Source organism: Nocardioides aquiterrae (assembly GCF_039526625.1).
Taxonomy (GTDB): domain Bacteria; phylum Actinomycetota; class Actinomycetes; order Propionibacteriales; family Nocardioidaceae; genus Nocardioides; species Nocardioides aquiterrae.
In genome coordinates, this window is the sequence record NZ_BAAAJE010000001.1 from 66,945 (window position 1) to 82,664 (window position 15,720).

The 15,720-nt window shown below is 69.4% G+C and carries 14 protein-coding genes; 5 read left to right on the top strand and 9 right to left on the bottom strand.

Features of this window, described 5'->3' with window-relative positions; all coding sequences use genetic code 11:
- Positions 1-236: 236 nt before the first annotated feature.
- The 3 genes from ABD086_RS00340 to ABD086_RS00350 all read right to left on the bottom strand — a co-directional run bounded on the left by ABD086_RS00340 (position 237) and on the right by ABD086_RS00350 (position 6,861).
- Complete coding sequence (locus ABD086_RS00340; protein WP_343904623.1) at positions 237-3,326, bottom strand: hypothetical protein; 3,090 nt, start codon at positions 3,324-3,326, stop codon at positions 237-239.
- A gap of 74 nt (positions 3,327-3,400) precedes the next feature.
- Complete coding sequence (locus tag ABD086_RS00345; protein WP_343904625.1) at positions 3,401-4,066, bottom strand: hypothetical protein; 666 nt, start codon at positions 4,064-4,066, stop codon at positions 3,401-3,403.
- Positions 4,067-4,191: 125 nt separating this feature from the next.
- Positions 4,192-6,861, bottom strand: coding sequence for a replicative DNA helicase (locus tag ABD086_RS00350; RefSeq protein ID WP_343905301.1), 2,670 nt, complete (start codon positions 6,859-6,861; stop codon positions 4,192-4,194).
- 489 nt (positions 6,862-7,350) lie between these two features.
- Here ABD086_RS00350 and ABD086_RS00355 point away from each other — a divergent pair, with 489 nt between their 5' ends.
- The 3 genes from ABD086_RS00355 (at position 7,351) to ABD086_RS00365 (ending at position 10,477) form a co-directional block, all read left to right on the top strand.
- Complete coding sequence (locus ABD086_RS00355; protein WP_343904626.1) at positions 7,351-8,709, top strand: MATE family efflux transporter; 1,359 nt, start codon at positions 7,351-7,353, stop codon at positions 8,707-8,709.
- Positions 8,706-9,236, top strand: a complete 531-nt coding sequence (locus tag ABD086_RS00360) for a hypothetical protein (protein ID WP_343904627.1) — start codon at positions 8,706-8,708, stop codon at positions 9,234-9,236. The genes ABD086_RS00355 and ABD086_RS00360 overlap by 4 nt, the downstream gene beginning before the upstream one ends.
- 77 nt (positions 9,237-9,313) lie before the next feature.
- Positions 9,314-10,477: a hypothetical protein gene (locus ABD086_RS00365; RefSeq protein WP_343904629.1), complete on the top strand. Its 1,164-nt coding sequence runs from the start codon at positions 9,314-9,316 to the stop codon at positions 10,475-10,477.
- A 256-nt stretch (positions 10,478-10,733) separates the two neighbouring features.
- Here the strand turns inward: ABD086_RS00365 and rplI are convergent, their stop codons facing one another.
- The 4 genes from rplI to rpsF form a co-directional block, all read right to left on the bottom strand.
- Positions 10,734-11,180: a 50S ribosomal protein L9 gene (rplI, locus tag ABD086_RS00370; RefSeq protein ID WP_343904630.1), complete on the bottom strand. Its 447-nt coding sequence runs from the start codon at positions 11,178-11,180 to the stop codon at positions 10,734-10,736.
- 14 nt (positions 11,181-11,194) lie between these two features.
- Positions 11,195-11,431 carry a 30S ribosomal protein S18 gene (gene rpsR / locus ABD086_RS00375; RefSeq protein WP_028637855.1) on the bottom strand — a complete coding sequence of 79 codons (237 nt, stop codon included), beginning with the start codon at positions 11,429-11,431 and terminating at the stop codon, positions 11,195-11,197.
- Between the two features lie 202 nt (positions 11,432-11,633).
- Positions 11,634-12,191, bottom strand: coding sequence for a single-stranded DNA-binding protein (locus ABD086_RS00380; protein WP_343904633.1), 558 nt, complete (start codon positions 12,189-12,191; stop codon positions 11,634-11,636).
- Positions 12,192-12,302: 111 nt separating this feature from the next.
- Complete coding sequence (rpsF, locus tag ABD086_RS00385; RefSeq protein ID WP_343904635.1) at positions 12,303-12,593, bottom strand: 30S ribosomal protein S6; 291 nt, start codon at positions 12,591-12,593, stop codon at positions 12,303-12,305.
- 238 nt (positions 12,594-12,831) lie between these two features.
- Here rpsF and ABD086_RS00390 point away from each other — a divergent pair, with 238 nt between their 5' ends.
- Complete coding sequence (locus ABD086_RS00390; protein WP_343904637.1) at positions 12,832-13,629, top strand: deoxyribonuclease IV; 798 nt, start codon at positions 12,832-12,834, stop codon at positions 13,627-13,629.
- Entirely contained in the window at positions 13,626-14,039 is a 414-nt protein-coding gene (locus tag ABD086_RS00395; protein WP_343904638.1) for a VOC family protein, read from the top strand. Before ABD086_RS00390 ends, ABD086_RS00395 begins: the two co-directional genes overlap by 4 nt.
- A gap of 9 nt (positions 14,040-14,048) precedes the next feature.
- Here the strand turns inward: ABD086_RS00395 and ABD086_RS00400 are convergent, their stop codons facing one another.
- Both ABD086_RS00400 and ABD086_RS00405 read right to left on the bottom strand, forming a co-directional pair.
- Complete coding sequence (locus tag ABD086_RS00400; RefSeq protein WP_343904640.1) at positions 14,049-14,345, bottom strand: hypothetical protein; 297 nt, start codon at positions 14,343-14,345, stop codon at positions 14,049-14,051.
- 69 nt (positions 14,346-14,414) lie between these two features.
- On the bottom strand, positions 14,415-15,710 hold the full coding sequence (locus ABD086_RS00405; protein ID WP_343904642.1) for a CHAT domain-containing protein: 1,296 nt from the start codon (positions 15,708-15,710) through the stop codon (positions 14,415-14,417).
- Positions 15,711-15,720 lie beyond the last annotated feature (10 nt).

Below are 15,720 nucleotides of genomic sequence, written 5' to 3' on the forward strand. Positions count from 1 at the left end.
CAAGCGGCTCCGAGTCCGGCCTACGAGCAGCGCGCGAATCAAGGCTCTGTGGTAGCGCGGGGCACCCTGCGCAGTTGAGGCGACGCGGGCGCCGGACTGCGGAAGGAGGACGACCAGATGCGAACTGAGCAGGCAAGGCGGATCGCCTGCCGGCGATCTGTGAATCTGCAGCGTAATGACCCCCGGATCTGCAGCAGCCGGCCTGGCCGAAACCCTGCAGCCCTTGGGTGAACAGCTCATTCTTCAGACGGCTCTTCCAGGAGTGACAGAAGCGTGCCGTCGGGAGCGAGCGCTTCTAGCAGGTCCTGGTGTGCGACGTCGTCGGTTGCGTAGCGGTATCTGCGGCAGAGCAGATCGCGCATCGCCCATTCTCCAGTTGCCTCGTTTCTGGAGCGGAGCCCCCATCGTTTGGCGACGCTCGATGTCTGCAGAGCAACGTGGAGATCAAGTTCATCCAGCAACATCCCGATGGGTAGGTGAGGTCCCGCTTCGGCTTCGGGTTGCCTGGCGATCTCTCTCGCAAGTTGGGCGCCTGCCGCTGCGATGGGAATGCCCGACTCTCGGAGACGCCAGTTCATGCCGACGTTCACGATCGCCACAAGGATTTGCCAGTCCAGCCATCCGTCGTTGCGAAGAGCTTCGATCGCCGCGTAGCCCCGTTCGTCGGCCAGAAGATTGGCGATGCTGTACCGCCAACCCTCTTCGGCGACTTCGTATCGCTGACGTATCAGCTCTAGGGCTTCGGACTGGTCGTAGCCAGGCCCAGTCTTCGTCGATGCCAACAGATGGTCATTCTCGATTGGCGTGTACCCATCCGAGGACGCTGGGCGGGTGGCCGCTGCGCAACGGTCGAAATGGTTGTCGTCGAGGAGATCAGCTGCGTCCTGGTAGGGGCGGGCGACGGTGACCTTATGAGGAAGTCCGTCGCGAAAGAGTGGTTCAAGCAGGGCTTGAAGGTCGGCGTCGGGTCGCACATGGACGGGGCCGAGGAGTTGAAACGCAGTCGCGACCAGAGCAGGGCCGATGTCGTCGAATGCTTCAGCATCGGCAGACAGTGTGATGTGGGCTTTGATCTCCGGCTCGAAGTCATCGATCTCGACGTCATCGACGGCGTGCGACGCCCCTATCGGAACGGTAATGGTGGCTCGCACAGTGCTTCTGATGAGGACGGGCTCATACCGTGCGATGTCGGCGAGGAGCACTTGGAACGCCGCGCAGAAACCTTCGGCAGTGAGAACCGTGGACCGGTCGTTCGCGAACTTGAATACCCATCTGACACCAAGGGCCTTGAAGTCGATGGTGCGCTGTGGACCGAGATCCCCCAGGACCGGGCCGGCGAACTGGGCGACGGCGAGCTCCTGGAACCGACCCTCGTCCAAAGGCATCTGGTTCTCGGGCGCCTCGAGCATCTCGGCGAGGTGCTGGTACCAGCCCGTCATCGGATGGGCGGCCTCGAACAAAGACTCTAGTTCTGGCCAGAAGCCGTGAACTGCCACTAGCTCCATGAGCTCATTCAGCTCAGCTGTCTCCACCTCCGGGTGCTTGTCGTAGTCGAACGGGTCTGTCACGAGAGCGCTCTGGGCGATGAGGGCGACCTCGGTCAAGCCCGCTGCGTCAATCCAGCATCCGCCTAGCTGGGTCGCTTGGACCGCCTCGAAGAACGCGGCGGGGACGTGCGCCAGCAACGCGGTGTCGGCGCTCTGACTCGCCATGGCTGCGGCGCTGCAGGCGTACATCTTGGCCGCATACGTGAGCCCCAGTTCGCGGTACAGGTTTCCGATGTAGCGCATCGTGAGCACGGATCCGTACATCGTGTCGCCGTGAAACCATCGCGCCTTCGCGTCGTGGAGCTCGTGGATCGCTTCGAGGGGCTTCCCCGCTTTCACGAAGACCATTGCGCGGTTGCGACACCGATCCGCGATCGCTGCATCTCCGTCGACCAAGGCCAGTGCTGCGTCAAGACCGTCACGGACCTTCGCGTAGTCAGGCTGAGGCGAGAGCGCCGGGGAAAACATTGTGAAGACGCGCGCCAAGCTCCGGACTGAGTATGGGCGCGCCTCGGGGAGCAGGTCGACCAACGCGCTCAGATGCCTCATCGCACCATCGAGGTCGACGAGGTCGTCGTCGAGAAGGTGGGAGGTGTCAACCTCGAACTCGTCGAGCCGTACCCCCGCGTTCGGATCACTGTCCCGGGGCTCCGGTCGCCCGTACTCGTCTTCGAGCTTTACCCATCGGGGCAAGAGATGAAGGAACGCAAGCGTTCCGGTCAACGACGCAGCTCTCACGGGGTGGGTAGTCGCTTCAGTTCCGTCGAGTTCGGCTACGAGATGCACCCGCAGTTGCTCGACGGCTGCCGCGATCTCGGAGGCCTCCGCCCGCGCGACGCCAGCACGCCACATGACGCCCCAGTACGAGGCCAGAGTGACCGCGTCCTCCATCACGTTCGGGTGGCTACTGCTGCTCGCGAAGGCGATCGCGCGACGGACAAGATCTTCAACCCCTGTCGCGACACCCATGCCGCGGAACCGGGCGACCGCCATCTCGTAGCACGCTCTGAACACCAGTTCTTCGTCGGAACCATTGTCGGCGTCAGCAAGAAATGCGCCCATGAAGTCGAGCCATTCGGGAAGGTCCCCGTTTGTGTCCGCGTCCCAAGTAGCGAACCGGAGCCCTTCGGTGATCTCGCCCTGAGTTGCGGCAGTCAACGCCGCCGGTCCGTTGTTGCGACGCAGATTCTCCAGAAGGTCGGCGTACCAGTCGGGCGGTCCATCGTCCTCAGGTTCGGGGACCATCGACGACGGCAACTCAAGGTAGTGCCTGGCAATCCAGATCAGGTCATGCTCGGCGAGAAGAGTGGCGATCTTCATCCCGCTGTAGACGTCGAGGGTCACTCCGTATTGCTCTCGCGCGACCCGCTGAAGCTCGTGGGTTGTTCCCTCCGGTATCGAACGGACGCTGAAGAACGCCACCAGTTCCACGTCTGCGGCGGCGTCCGCGCAGATGCCTGCCAGATCGGCCAGGACCTTCGCCCTCAACCCTTCGGATTGGACGGTGCAAGCCACGACGACCGGGAAAGTGGATGCCGAGGCCGCGAACCCTGCCGAGTGGGGCAACTCGTCTGGAATGCGAGTCGTGTACGACTCCGCATCACGCTGCTGATCGCCACCCGAACTGACCGGGCCGTTGGCAACCAGGATGTTCGCACTGATCCGCTTTCGCGCGATCCGAGTGCAGATGTCCTCGAACTTGTGGTGTTCATTTCGCTGGGACAGTGACTGCAGTCGATAGTCGATGTACGACTCCAGTTCAGGAACGTGCTGGCTCACGGGGACATCATCTAACCCAGCACCGACGCAGGGTGGTATCGAGCACATCTGTTCGAGTTTGGGTCCGAACACAGCTATGCCGAGGCCCAAGCCGCCATTGCGGCCGGATTGAGTCGCTCTTGGTAGCGCAATCGCTTGCCGGCGTTGAGCTGCTTGGCCAGGTCTGCCAGCTCCAGTGGACTTGGGCCCGGCCACTCGTTGCGGATGGCCTCTACCGCGAGTTGCTCAGGAACCAGGAGGTGACCGCGGTCGCGCATGAACGTGAGTGCCTGGACCGCAGTCGACCGCTCGCGGGAGTCAGTGAGACCCTGATTCAGCACGGGCAGCATGGAGATTCCCTTGACCATCTTCTTGATAGCAGCGCTTGCTTCCGGAATCGCCGCGACGGGGTCGCCTCCCAGGAGGTCAGCGGCGTGAGCGGTGATCCATGGCGCGTGTGCCTTATAGCCGCGAACGAGCACCAACCCATCAAGCTCGGCGCGTTCTTCGAGCTCTAGAACCTCGTCGAGGTGCAGACACCAAGCGATGACAGTTCCCGTCCGCGGTTGTGCGGCGAATCGACTATGACGGTTGCCCGTAGTACCTATCGGCAGCCCCGAACTCGTCAGGAACGGCGACTCTTCGATGGCGCTGGTGCTAGGACCGACGATGGTGACTTGCCCTGCGTCGCGAGCCCACCTCCTCGCGAGGCGAAACGAGTCAGGCAAGCCCACGTGGGGATCGATGTAGGCGCGGCGCATGTGCTGAACCTAGGTTCCGGCACCGACAGCGTTGCTGGACGGCGTAGCAATAGCCCGCGAAATTGCACCCGTTCCAAATTGAGCGGTCCATTGCAGATCGCGCGCCGTCGGCATCGCCAGCAGGTTCAGTGCGCCATGTCGACGAACCGCGAGTAGTGGCCCTGGAAGGCGACGGTGATGTCGCGAGTGGGGCCGTTGCGGTGCTTGGCCACGATCAGGTCGGCCTCGCCGGGGCGGGTCGACTCCTTCTCGTAGACGTCGTCGCGGTGCAGCAGGATCACCATGTCGGCGTCCTGCTCGATCGAGTTGTGAGCGGCGATGCCCTCCACGACGAAGTTGTGGGTGCCCATGACGGTGGCGTCGTAGACGTCCTGCTCGCCGACCGGCTCGATCGAAGAGACCGAGTCCCAGAAGACGTCGTTGGTGGCGAGCACCTCGAGGTCGGCGTCTCCCAGCACCTCGGCCACTTGGGCGAGACGCTGACGCGACGGGGCGTGCTTCCACATCGTGGAGCCGCTGAAGCTGGTGCCCATCGCCGCGGCGAACGCCCGGTGCGTCATGCCCCGGTCGGCGAGGATGCCGCGGACGTCGTCCCAGACCCGCGTAGGGATCGTGTCGAGGTTGGTGTTGCCGCGGACGTCGCGGATCGCCTCGGCGAGAGACCGGGCCTTGTCGCCGCGCAGGCCGTGCACCCCGATGTCGTCGAGGAAGCGGAGCTGGTTCTCGACGCCGTACACGTGCAGGTGCCACCCGTCCCGGTAGCCGGCCTTGCGCGCACGCTTGATCCGGGTGAACACGTTGAAGCGGAGCAACAGCCGCGCCACATCGTCCACCAGTCGACGACTCGTCGAGGCGTAGTAGACGCGACCGAGACGCCGCTTCTCGTCGTAGGCGACGCACCCGTCGGTCGCCCACAGGTGCCGGAGGAAGAGGCCCACCTGCGTCTTAGGCAGGCTGAACACCCAGGAGGGCACGAACTTCTCGTGGCTGCGCAGGCCGAAGAGCCCGTCCTCGTCGAGCCAGGCCGCGATCGGGTTCCGCTTGCCGTGGGTGAGTCGATACGGCGCAGGCAGCCGCAGCGTCGTCACCCGGGCGGCCGGGTAGTCGTCGCGGACGGCGTTGATGCCGAACCGCCGACCCGCCGCCTCGGCGACCGCGGCCAGGTTGGCCTCGTCGATGCTCGCGTAGCGGATCGGCTGGCGGCGCACGAACGAGCCGTCGCCGAGCAGGTGGGCGAGCAGCACGACCTCGTCCGCGTCGCGCTCGACGATGTTCAGCGGCGGTGGCACGTGGCGCACCGAGCCGATCCGGGCGCCGGGCGTCAGCTCCGAGAGCGGCATCCAGCCCTCGTAGGTGAGGAACTTGTGGTTGCCGGTGGCGGTGATCCGCCGGCCCGAGGCCAGCGTCAGCTCGTAGACGGGCTTGCGGCCCGACGGGAACGCGTGGGTCAGGGTCCGGGGCACGAGCTTGAGCCGGTCGTCGAGCGACCAGACCGGGATGTCGCGGACGTCGGACGCCATCAGCTCGCCGAGGGTGATCTCGGTGTTGTCGTCGGCGCGCATCAGGCGCGTGTCCGCGGTGAGGCACCCCGACTCGCGCAGGTCGCTCATCATCGGGCGCTTGTCGCCGCGCTGCTCGGGGCCACGGTTGAGCTGGGAGAGGGCGATGATCGGGATGCCGAGCTCCTTGGCCAGCAGCTTGATCTGCCGGGAGAACTCCGAGACCTCGAGCTGGCGGGACTCGACCTTCTTGCCCGACGTCATCAGCTGCAGGTAGTCGATCACCATCAGCCGCAGGTCGTGCTTCTGCTTCAGCCGCCGCGCCTTGGCGCGGATCTCCATCATCGTCATGTTCGGCGAGTCGTCGATGAACATCGGCGCCGACGACACCTCGCCCATCTTGCGGGCCAGCTTGGCCCAGTCGTCGTCGTTCATGTTGCCGTTGCGGATGTGGTTCAGCGGCACCTTCGCCTCGGCCGAGAGCAGGCGCATGGTGATCTCGGAGCGCGTCATCTCGAGGCTGAAGAACGCCGAGGTCAGGTTGTTGTGGATCGACGCCGCACGACAGAAGTCGAGTGCGACCGTCGACTTACCCATCGCGGGACGCGCCGCGACGATGATCATCTGACCGGCGTGGAGACCGTTGGTCAGGTCGTCGAGGTCGGCGAAGCCGGTGGGGACGCCGTAGAGGCCGGCCTCGCGGTTCGAGATCGCCTCGATCTCGTCGAGGACGCCGTCCATGATGTCGCTCAGCGGGGCGTAGTCCTCCGACGAGCGCTTGTCGGTGATCTTGTAGACCTCGGCCTGCGCCTCGTCGACGATGTCGTCGACCTGGCCCTCGCCGGCGTACCCGATCTGCACGATCTTGGTGCCCGCGTCGACCAGGCGCCGCAGGATCGCCTTCTCGCGGACGATCTCGGCGTAGTAGCCGGCGTTCGCGGCGATCGGGACGTTCGCCGACAGGGTGTGGAGGTACGGCGCGCCGCCGACCCGCTGCAGCTCGCCGCGGCGCTGGAGCTCGGCGGCGACGGTCACCATGTCGACCGGCTCGCCCCGGCCGTACAGGTCGAGGACCGCGTCGTAGATCGTCTCGTGCGCGGGCCGGTAGAAGTCGACGCCGCGGATCGTCTCGGTGACGTCGGCGATCGCGTCCTTGGAGATCAGCATCGCCCCGAGCACCGACTGCTCCGCCGCCATGTCCTGCGGCGGGGTGCGGTCGTTCGGGGAGGTGGGTCGCTCGCCGGGGGCGTACGCCGCCGGCCCGTCGCCCCAGTCGTCGAACGGGGGCTCCGCCATGCCTCGCGCGTCCTGGTCGGTGACGCTCACGCCACACCCTCCCCTGATCGTCCCGGACTCGACCCCTCGACATCGCCGAGGCTAGAGATGACCGCCGACACCCCAGTCAACCGGGGGGACGCTACGTGGCCGGACGGGTCAGCGACAGTGCCCTATCCACACCCCCTGGGGACAGTTGGGGATAACCTGCGGGTCGGCCGTGGACGACACGCCGCGTGCTGTGCACAGCTTGGGGAGCGGCCTGTGGACAGGACCCGCCCGATCGGGTGATTCACCGCTCTGACCTGCAGAAACGCTTCCCCACAGCTGTGGACCGGAAATACCCGGGCAGGAAGTCTCGTTCACCCGATGGTCACCTGGAGGCCACCTGGCGGTTTGTCGACATACCGTGGGGTGTCAGGTTTTCCCAGCATTGTCCACAGGTGTTGATAACTAGTTCTGTAGGGAGCAGATACCGTGTCTACTGCTTACCATGACTAGGGTGCGTCCGTGACCGACGTCCGCGACCGCGAGATCGTCCGGCTCGCCGTCCCGGCGTTCCTCGCGCTGGTCGCCGAGCCGCTGTTCCTCCTGGCCGACGCGGCGATCATCGGGCACCTCGGCACCGCGCCGCTGGCCGGCCTCGGCATCGCCGGGGCGATCCTGCAGACCGTCGTGGGACTGTGCATCTTCCTCGCCTACGGCACCACCGCCAGCGTCGCCCGCTACCTCGGCGCCGGCGACCTCCGCGGCGCGATCGCGCACGGCGTCGACGGCCTGTGGCTCGCCGTCGGCATCGGGTCCCTCGCCACCGTCGCGGGCGTCCTGCTCGCCGGGCCCCTGGTCCGGCTCTTCGGCGCCTCCGCCGAGGTCAGCGGGCCCGCGACGACGTACCTGCGCATCGCCTTCCTCGGCACCGTGCCGCTGCTCGTCATGCTGGCCGCCACCGGAGTGCTGCGCGGGCTCCAGGACACCCGCACCCCGCTGGCCGTCGCGGTCGGCGGCAACGCGCTCAACGTCGTCCTCAACCTGCTGCTCGTCTACCCCGCCGGGCTCGGGATCGCCGGCTCCGCGCTCGGCTCGGTGCTCGCCCAGGCGGCCAGCGCCGCGGTCTTCGTGGCCGTCGTGGTCCGGGCCGCCCGGCGGCACGGCGCCTCGCTGCGACCCGACCTGCCGGGCATCCGCGCCGCCGGCCGCGCCGGCGTGCCCCTCGTCGTCCGCACGCTCACGCTCCGGGCCGCGCTGCTGCTGACGACGTACGTCGTGACCGCGGCCGCGCTCGGCGCGAGGGACCAGGAGGTCGACCTGGCCACCCACCAGCTCGCGATGACGATCTGGGGGTTCCTCGCGTTCGTCCTCGACGCGATCGCCATCGCCGCCCAGGCGATCACCGGCCGGGCGCTCGGTGCCGGCGACGTCGCCGGCACCCGCGAGCTGACCAGCCGGATGGTGCGCTGGGGGGCCGCCGGCGGCGTGGTCACCGGGGTGCTGCTCGCCGCCGCCAGCCCGGTCCTCGGCCACCTCTTCACCGGCGACCCGGACGTGCAGGACCTGCTGGTCCCGGTGCTCCTGGTGGCCGCCGCCGGCCAGCCCGTTGCGGGGATCGTGTTCGTGCTGGACGGCGTGCTCATCGGCGCCGGCGACGGTCGCTACCTCGCCAAGGCGGGCCTGGTCACGCTGGCCGCCTACGCCCCGGTCGCCCTCGCGTGCGCCGCGGCCGGGGCCAGCCTGGTGGTCGTGTGGGTGTCGTTCTGCGTCGTGTTCATGGGCGCCCGGCTCGTCGTGCTCGTCCGCCGCGAGCGGGGCGATGCCTGGCTGGTCACCGGCGCCGCCGGCGGGCGCGGGCGCGCCCGTAGGGTGACGCCGTGAAGCCGCTCCAGTCGATCGCGATGGGGTTCGTCATCATCGCGATCTCTGCGCGGAGCCACGGGTACGACCTGCTGCCCGACCCGGTCGGCTGGCTGCTCGTCCTGCAGGGTCTCGGGGCGCTGCCGGACCCGCTGCCGCACCGGCCGACCCTGCGGACGCTGGGCTTCGTCGCCCTCCTCATGAGCATCGTGCTCTGGTTCCCCGCCCTGGCCGACGGCCTCGAGAACACCGACGAGTCGCTGCTGTGGGCGGCCAACCTGCCCCAGCTCGCGTTCGTCGCGCTGCTGTGCCGGGCGCTCGCGGAGCTGGCCGACGGGTCGGCCGCCCGCTGGCTGACGACCGCGTCCACGCTGACCGTCGTCGCGGCCCTGCTGCCCGTCGTCGTCCTCGGTGCGGGTGCGTCCGGGCTGCTCGCGGTGATGGTCGTCGGCAGCGCGGCCGTCCTCGTGCTGGTGATCGTGCTGCTGTTCCGGTACGCCGCGCGGCCGTGGGCCGGCCCGCAGGTGGACCAGACCACCCCGGGCTGACCGGGTTGGCCGACGTACCCCGCGGGCACACGGCCCGTTGGGCGACCGGGAGCAACGCCCGAGGAGAGGGAGGGTCCATGCACGCCTACCGTCGTGCCGCCGCCGGCGCCGCTGCCCTGGTGGCCGTGGCCGCGGCACTGTCCGTCACCGCGGCCCCGGCCGACGCGGCGGACCCCTGCTACAGCGAGGCACAGCCGACCACCGGCCCGCCACTGGACCTGCCGACCGGCCCGGGCTGCGACGACACCGTCCCGCCCGAGACATCGATCGACTCCTCGCCGGTCGTGGGCGGCTGGCTCCGCGCCACCAGCGTCTCGATCACGTTCAGCGGCCGGCACCCCGACGCGGACTCCGACCCGATCAGCTACGAGTGCCAGTTCTTCAACTCGGTCAGCACGCCGACCACCTGGCAGTCGTGCACGTCACCGTTCAGCCGGGACGGGCTCGACGAGAACACCGCGACGCCGTACACCTTCCGCGTGCGCGCCGTCGACACCCCGGACAACGCCCACGACCTGACGACCGACGCCTGGTACCCGGCCAGCGCCGACGCCCCCGACTACGACCAGAGGCCGGCGGAGCTGTCCTTCACCGCCGACGCGACCGCCCCGAACACCTTCGGGTTCCTGCGCACGACGTACGCCGACGACTCCGGCTTCGACGGCCCGATGCTGGTCGCGAACAGCGCGCAGGTCCGGCTGCAGAGCAGCCAGGGCACCACGTACCGCTGCACGCTCAACCGCAAGGACGTCGCCTGCAACGACGGGCTCACCACGCTGCGCCCTCTGGGCGCGGGCTGGAAGCGGTTCGAGGCCGCGGCGGTCGACCCGGCCGGGAACGTCGACCCGTCGCCGTTCGTGGAGGAGTTCTTCGTGCCCCGCAACCTGGCCCTCGGCAACGCGCCGCGTGCCTCGCGCGGGGACTGGCGGCGGTTCCGCGACCCCGGCGCCTTCGGCGGCGACTACCTGGAGTCGGCGCGGTACGGCGCGATGCTCAGCTTCCCGGTCCGCAACGTCCGGGAGATCCGGCTGCTGGCCCCCGCCGGACCGCAGCTCGGTCGCGTGGAGATCCGCGTGGGCCGCGGCCAGTGGTACCGGGTCAACCTGAGCAGCAGCGACCCGCAGAAGCTGAAGGTCTATGCGGTCCGCGGGGCGCTCAGCGGCCTGCTCGCCGGCACCCTCCAGGTGCGCGTCGCCTCGCACGGCAAGCCGGTGCGGGTGGACGCGATCTCCGCGCGCTGAGCCTGGCGGGTCGTGGCCGGCCCCGGGCCGGTATGCGGCGCGGGGGTGGTGGCGTGGTCGGCCGGGCCGGCGCGCAATTGAACGCTCAGCCTTGCCCTACCGGCGGGTAACCCAGTCTGGTCGTTCAATTGCGCAGCCGCCGGTCGCCGCAGGGTCCCACCGAACCGGGCCCGGACATGCGCGAAGGCCCGCCGGATCACTCCGACGGGCCTCCGCAACGATGCCGCTGCGCTAACGGGTGGGCCGGCGAGGCCGGTCAGGCCGGGATGACGTTGAGGGCCACCGTGGCCGACACGTCGTCGTGCAGCTTGACCGACACCTCGTGGGCGCCGAGCGACTTGATCGGGTTGTCGACCACGATCGTGCGCTTGTCGACCTGCTCGCCCGAGGCCTCGGCGAGAGCGCCGGCGATCTCGGAGGGCGTGACGGCGCCGAACAGGCGACCGCCCGCACCGGCGCGCACCTTCACGCTGACCGGCTGGGCCTCGAGCTTGGTCTTGATCTGCTCCGCGTGGTCGTGGTCGCGGACCGCGCGCGAGGCGCGGGCGGACTTGATCGACTCGACGGTCTTCTCCGCGCCGCGGGTCCACCGCAGCGCGAGACCGCGCGGGACGAGGTAGTTGCGGCCGTAGCCGTCCTTCACCTCGACGACGTCGCCGGGAGCACCGAGGCCGGTGACCTCCTGGGTCAGGATGAGCTTCATCTCCGTGCCTCCTCTCAGCGACCGGTGGACGTGTAGGGCAGCAGGGCCACCTCGCGGGCGTTCTTGACGGCGGTCGCCACGTCGCGCTGGTGCTGGACGCAGTTGCCGGTCACCCGACGCGCGCGGATCTTGCCGCGGTCGGAGATGAACTTGCGGAGCAGCGCGGTGTCCTTGTAGTCGACACCGGTCGCCTTCTCCTTGCAGAACTGGCAAACCTTCTTCTTCGGCTTGCGAATCACTGCCTTGGCCATTGTGGTGCTTCCTCTCTAGAAGCCCGGCCCCACCGGAGTGGGTTGAGTGCCGGAATGGTTGAGGGTGTTCGGATTACTTGGTGTTGGAGCAGAACCTCGGCTCGGGTCTCGATACGCGCGTCGGGACTTCGCTTCGCTCAGTCCCGGCGCTACTCGACCTCTACGCCTGGGTCTGACGCCGCGCGAGCGCGGCGTCAGGGCGCTAAAACGGCGGCTCGTCGGAGCCGGCGCCGGGCGCGCCCCAGGGGTCGTTCGCCGGGGCGGACTGGCCGCCACCGCCGTACGAGCCCTGGCCGCCACCCTGGCCGCCGCCCTGCGGAGCCGGGGTCGCCCACGGGTCGTCGCCGCCGCCACCCTGTGCGCCGCCGCCGGAGTAGCCGCCCCCACCGCCCTGACGGGTGGTGCGGGTGACCTTGGCGGTGGCGTACTTGAGCGCGGGGCCGACTTCCTCGACCTCGAGCTCGATGACGGTGCGCTTCTCGCCCTCGCGGGTCTCGTAGGAGCGCTGCTTCAGGCGGCCCTGCACGATCACGCGCATACCGCGCTGCAGGGACTCGGCGACGTTCTCCGCAGCCTGCCGCCACACCGAGCAGGAGAGGAACAGCGCGTCGCCGTCCTTCCACTCGTTGGTCTGGCGGTCGAAGGTGCGCGGCGTCGACGCGATCCGGAAGTTCGCCACGGCCGCACCCGACGGGGTGAAGCGCAGCTCCGGGTCGTCGACGAGGTTGCCGACCACCGTGATGACGGTCTCGCCTGCCATGAAGAGCTCCCTAAGGCTTGGTTCTGATCAGAGTCGTCCGACCACGTCCGCACATCGTTGCGTCTCGCACCGACACACGGAAGGGCCGATCCACAGGACGGGTCCCGTGGGTCAGTGCGCGTCGGGCCGGATGACCTTGGTGCGCAGGATCGACTCGTTGAGGGTGAGCTGGCGGTCGAACTCCTTGACCGTGGCCGGCTCGGCGTTCAGCGTGATGACGGCGTAGATGCCCTCGGCGTTCTTCTTGACCTCGTAGGCCAGGCGACGCCGGCCCCACACGTCGACGGACTCGACGGTGCCACCGTCGGCACGGATGACGTTGAGGTACTTGTCGAGAGAGTTCTCGACGGTCCGCTCTTCGACGCTGGGGTCGAGGATGACCATCACTTCGTAGGCACGCACAGCGGTCCCCACCTCCTCTGGACTCAGGCGGCCACGGACTCTCCGTGGCAGGAGGGCGATGCGTTGTCCGTACGGCGAGCCGCACGGAGTCCCCCGCGAGCACCCGTCGGTGGGTGCCGGAAGCAGAGAACGCCCCAGACTAACAGCGCGCCGGACCGCGGTTCCAATCGTCGGAGCGAGCCGTCGGAGGCCCCGGCTGGTCCGCGGCCGGGTCGGCGGTGCCGCCTAGGCTGACCGCATGAGCATCGCGATCGGAGCACACGTCGACCAGGCCGACCCGATCGCCGAGGCGCAGGCGCGCGGGATGTCCCACGTGCAGTTCTTCCTCGGCGACCCGCAGGGCTACAAGGGACCGGAGTTCCGGTACGCCGGCGGAGCCGAGGGCCTCAAGGCCGACGCCGAGTCCGCGGAGATCGGGCTGTACGTGCACGCGCCGTACATCGTGAACGTCGCGACCACGAACAACCGGATCCGGATCCCGAGCCGCAAGCTGCTGCAGCAGCACGTCGACGCCGCGGCGTCGATCGGGGCGAAGGGCCTGATCGTGCACGGCGGCCACGTGAACAAGGACGACGATCCTTCAGTGGGCTTCGACAACTGGCGCAAGGCGGTCGAGGCGGTCGACCTGAAGCTGCCGCTGCTGATCGAGAACACCGCCGGCGGCGAGAACGCGATGACCCGCTACCTCGACCGGATCGCCCGGGTGTGGGACGCGATCGCGTCGACCGAGCAGTTCGACCTGGTCGGGTTCTGCCTCGACACCTGCCACGCGCACGCCGGCGGCAACGCCCTGGAGACCGTGGTCGACGACGTCCGCAAGATCACCGGCCGCATCGACCTGGTGCACTGCAACGACAGCCGCGACGAGTTCGACTCCGGCGCGGACCGGCACACGAACCTCGGCGCCGGCAAGGTCGACCCCGACCTGCTCGCGGCGGTCGTGCGCGACGCCGGCGCCCCGGTGGTCCTGGAGACGCCGGGCGGGCCCGCCGAGCACACCGCCGACGCCGCGTGGCTCCAGGAGCGGATCGGATGACCCTCCGGATCACCGAGATCAGCGTCGACTGCGCCGACCCGGGGACGCTCGCCCGGTTCTGGGCGGCGGTCCTCGACTACGTCGTGCTCCACGAGGACCCCGACCTGGTCGAGATCGGTCCGCCCGGTCGCGACGACGAGCAGCTGCTGGCCGAGGTGCGCTCCGGTCCCGTCGCGCCGACGATCTTCTTCGCGCGGGTGCCGGAGCGGAAGACCGTGAAGAACCGCGTCCACTTCGACGTCTCGCCCGTGGACACCGACCGCGACGCCGAGGTGGCGCGGCTCGAGGGGCTCGGCGCCCGCCGTACCGATCTCGCGCCGCCGGACAAGAGCTGGGTCGTGATGCTCGACCCGGAGGGCAACGAGTTCTGCGTGCTGCGCAGCCTCGCTCCCGAGCACTTCTCGCTGTAGGGCGGCAGCTCAGCCGACGGCGACCAGCAGGTCCCTGACCTCCCCGGAGCCGGGGCGGTCGATGCGGCTGCGGACCAGGCGCAGCGGCTGCGGCCGGTCGTCCTGGCCCTGGAAGACCAGGAAGCTGAAGCCGTGGTCGCCCTCGACGAGTGGGACGAGGTGCGCCGGGCGGTCCTCGACCTGCCAGCGGCTCAGCCCGAGACCACGACGGCGGAAGCGGACCTCGAGCCGGCTCCCGGCCGGCAGTCGGACGAGCTGTCCCGGCTTCGGGTCTCGCAGGATGCGGTGCTGCGTGCGGATGCTCATACTCACTCCTCGCTGATCTCCCCCGTCAGCTCAGAGGAGCGGCGTCGCGGCGTGCCTGATACCTGCAGATCAGCCGAAGCACACGAGGGGCACCGGGGCGGTGTCGGCCGAGACGGCCGGCACCGCCGCGGCGAGCGCGGTGGCGGGGTCCACCCCGGCCGCCAGCTGCTGGTGCACGGCGACGAGGACGTCGTACGCCGCGCGGTCGTTGACCGCCGCGGCCGAGGCGATGACGCACCGCGCGCCGGCGTGCAGCCACGCCGTGGTCATGCCGATCAGCTCGTCGCCCCAGCGGACGGTCGAGCGGCCGACCTCGCACGCGGACAGCAGGACGACGTCCGGCACCCGCCGGAGCTGGTCGATGTCGTAGCCGAACCACGGCCCGTCGGCGAGCTGGAGGCCGGAGAACATCGCGTTCTCCGAGCTGTGCCGGCCGTGGGCGGCGACGTGCAGCACGTCGACCTCCGACGCGAGCTCGGACACCGCGGCGGCGGTCGCGTCGTCGCCGGTCAGCACGCGCGCGTCCGCCCACTCCTTGGCCGCCGCGGTGACCTCCTCCTCGGCCCGGGGGACGCGCGGGCCGGCGACGAAGCCGGCGGTGGCCGACCGGAGCGGCGTCGTGCGGCGGGCGAGCCAGCTGGTCGCGGACTGCGCCTGGGTGACCGGGCGGCCCGTGAACCCGGGAAGCAGCGTCCACGGCACACCGGCGAGCGCGCCGGACGGCGTGAGGACGACGGCCCGCTCGCCGACGGCGTCGAGCACCGGCTCGACCAGGACGCCGGCGAGCGCCGCGAGCCGGCCGGCCAGCTCCTCGCGGACGAAACCGGCCATCGTGTCCGGGAGGTCTGACGCGGCGACGTCGAGGTCCGGCAGCAGGCCGCCGAGCAGCGCGTCGATCGGGTCGCGCCCTCCGAGGTCGACCCACGTGACGTCGCTCGCCGCGACGACCAGCGCGACCACACGATCGGCCGCGACGACGTACGCCACCAGCGCCGCGCCGTCCAGGGCCGGTTGCAGCTCGTCGAGCGTGACCGGGTCGGCGACCTCGCCCGAGCCCCGGTGCTGCCAGGCCCGCTCGCGCACCCGCTGCCGCAGCTCGGCCTCACGCGCGGGATCGCGCCGCCCGCCCTCGGCGGCCATCTCGCGCAGCTCGGCCAGGTCCGCGACGATCTGCTCGTCCTCCGGCGCCCGCACCGGCTGCACCCGGCTGGCCAGCATCCGCGCCCGCTCCGACCACTCGAACAGCACCTCGGGCTTCCCGGACTCGACCGCGAGCGCGAGGCCGCGGGCAGCGAGGCGCACGCCGTGCCCGGCGACCCCGGTCTGCAGGTCGAGCGACCCGAACGAGCTCTGCCAGGCGTGCAAGTCGGACAGT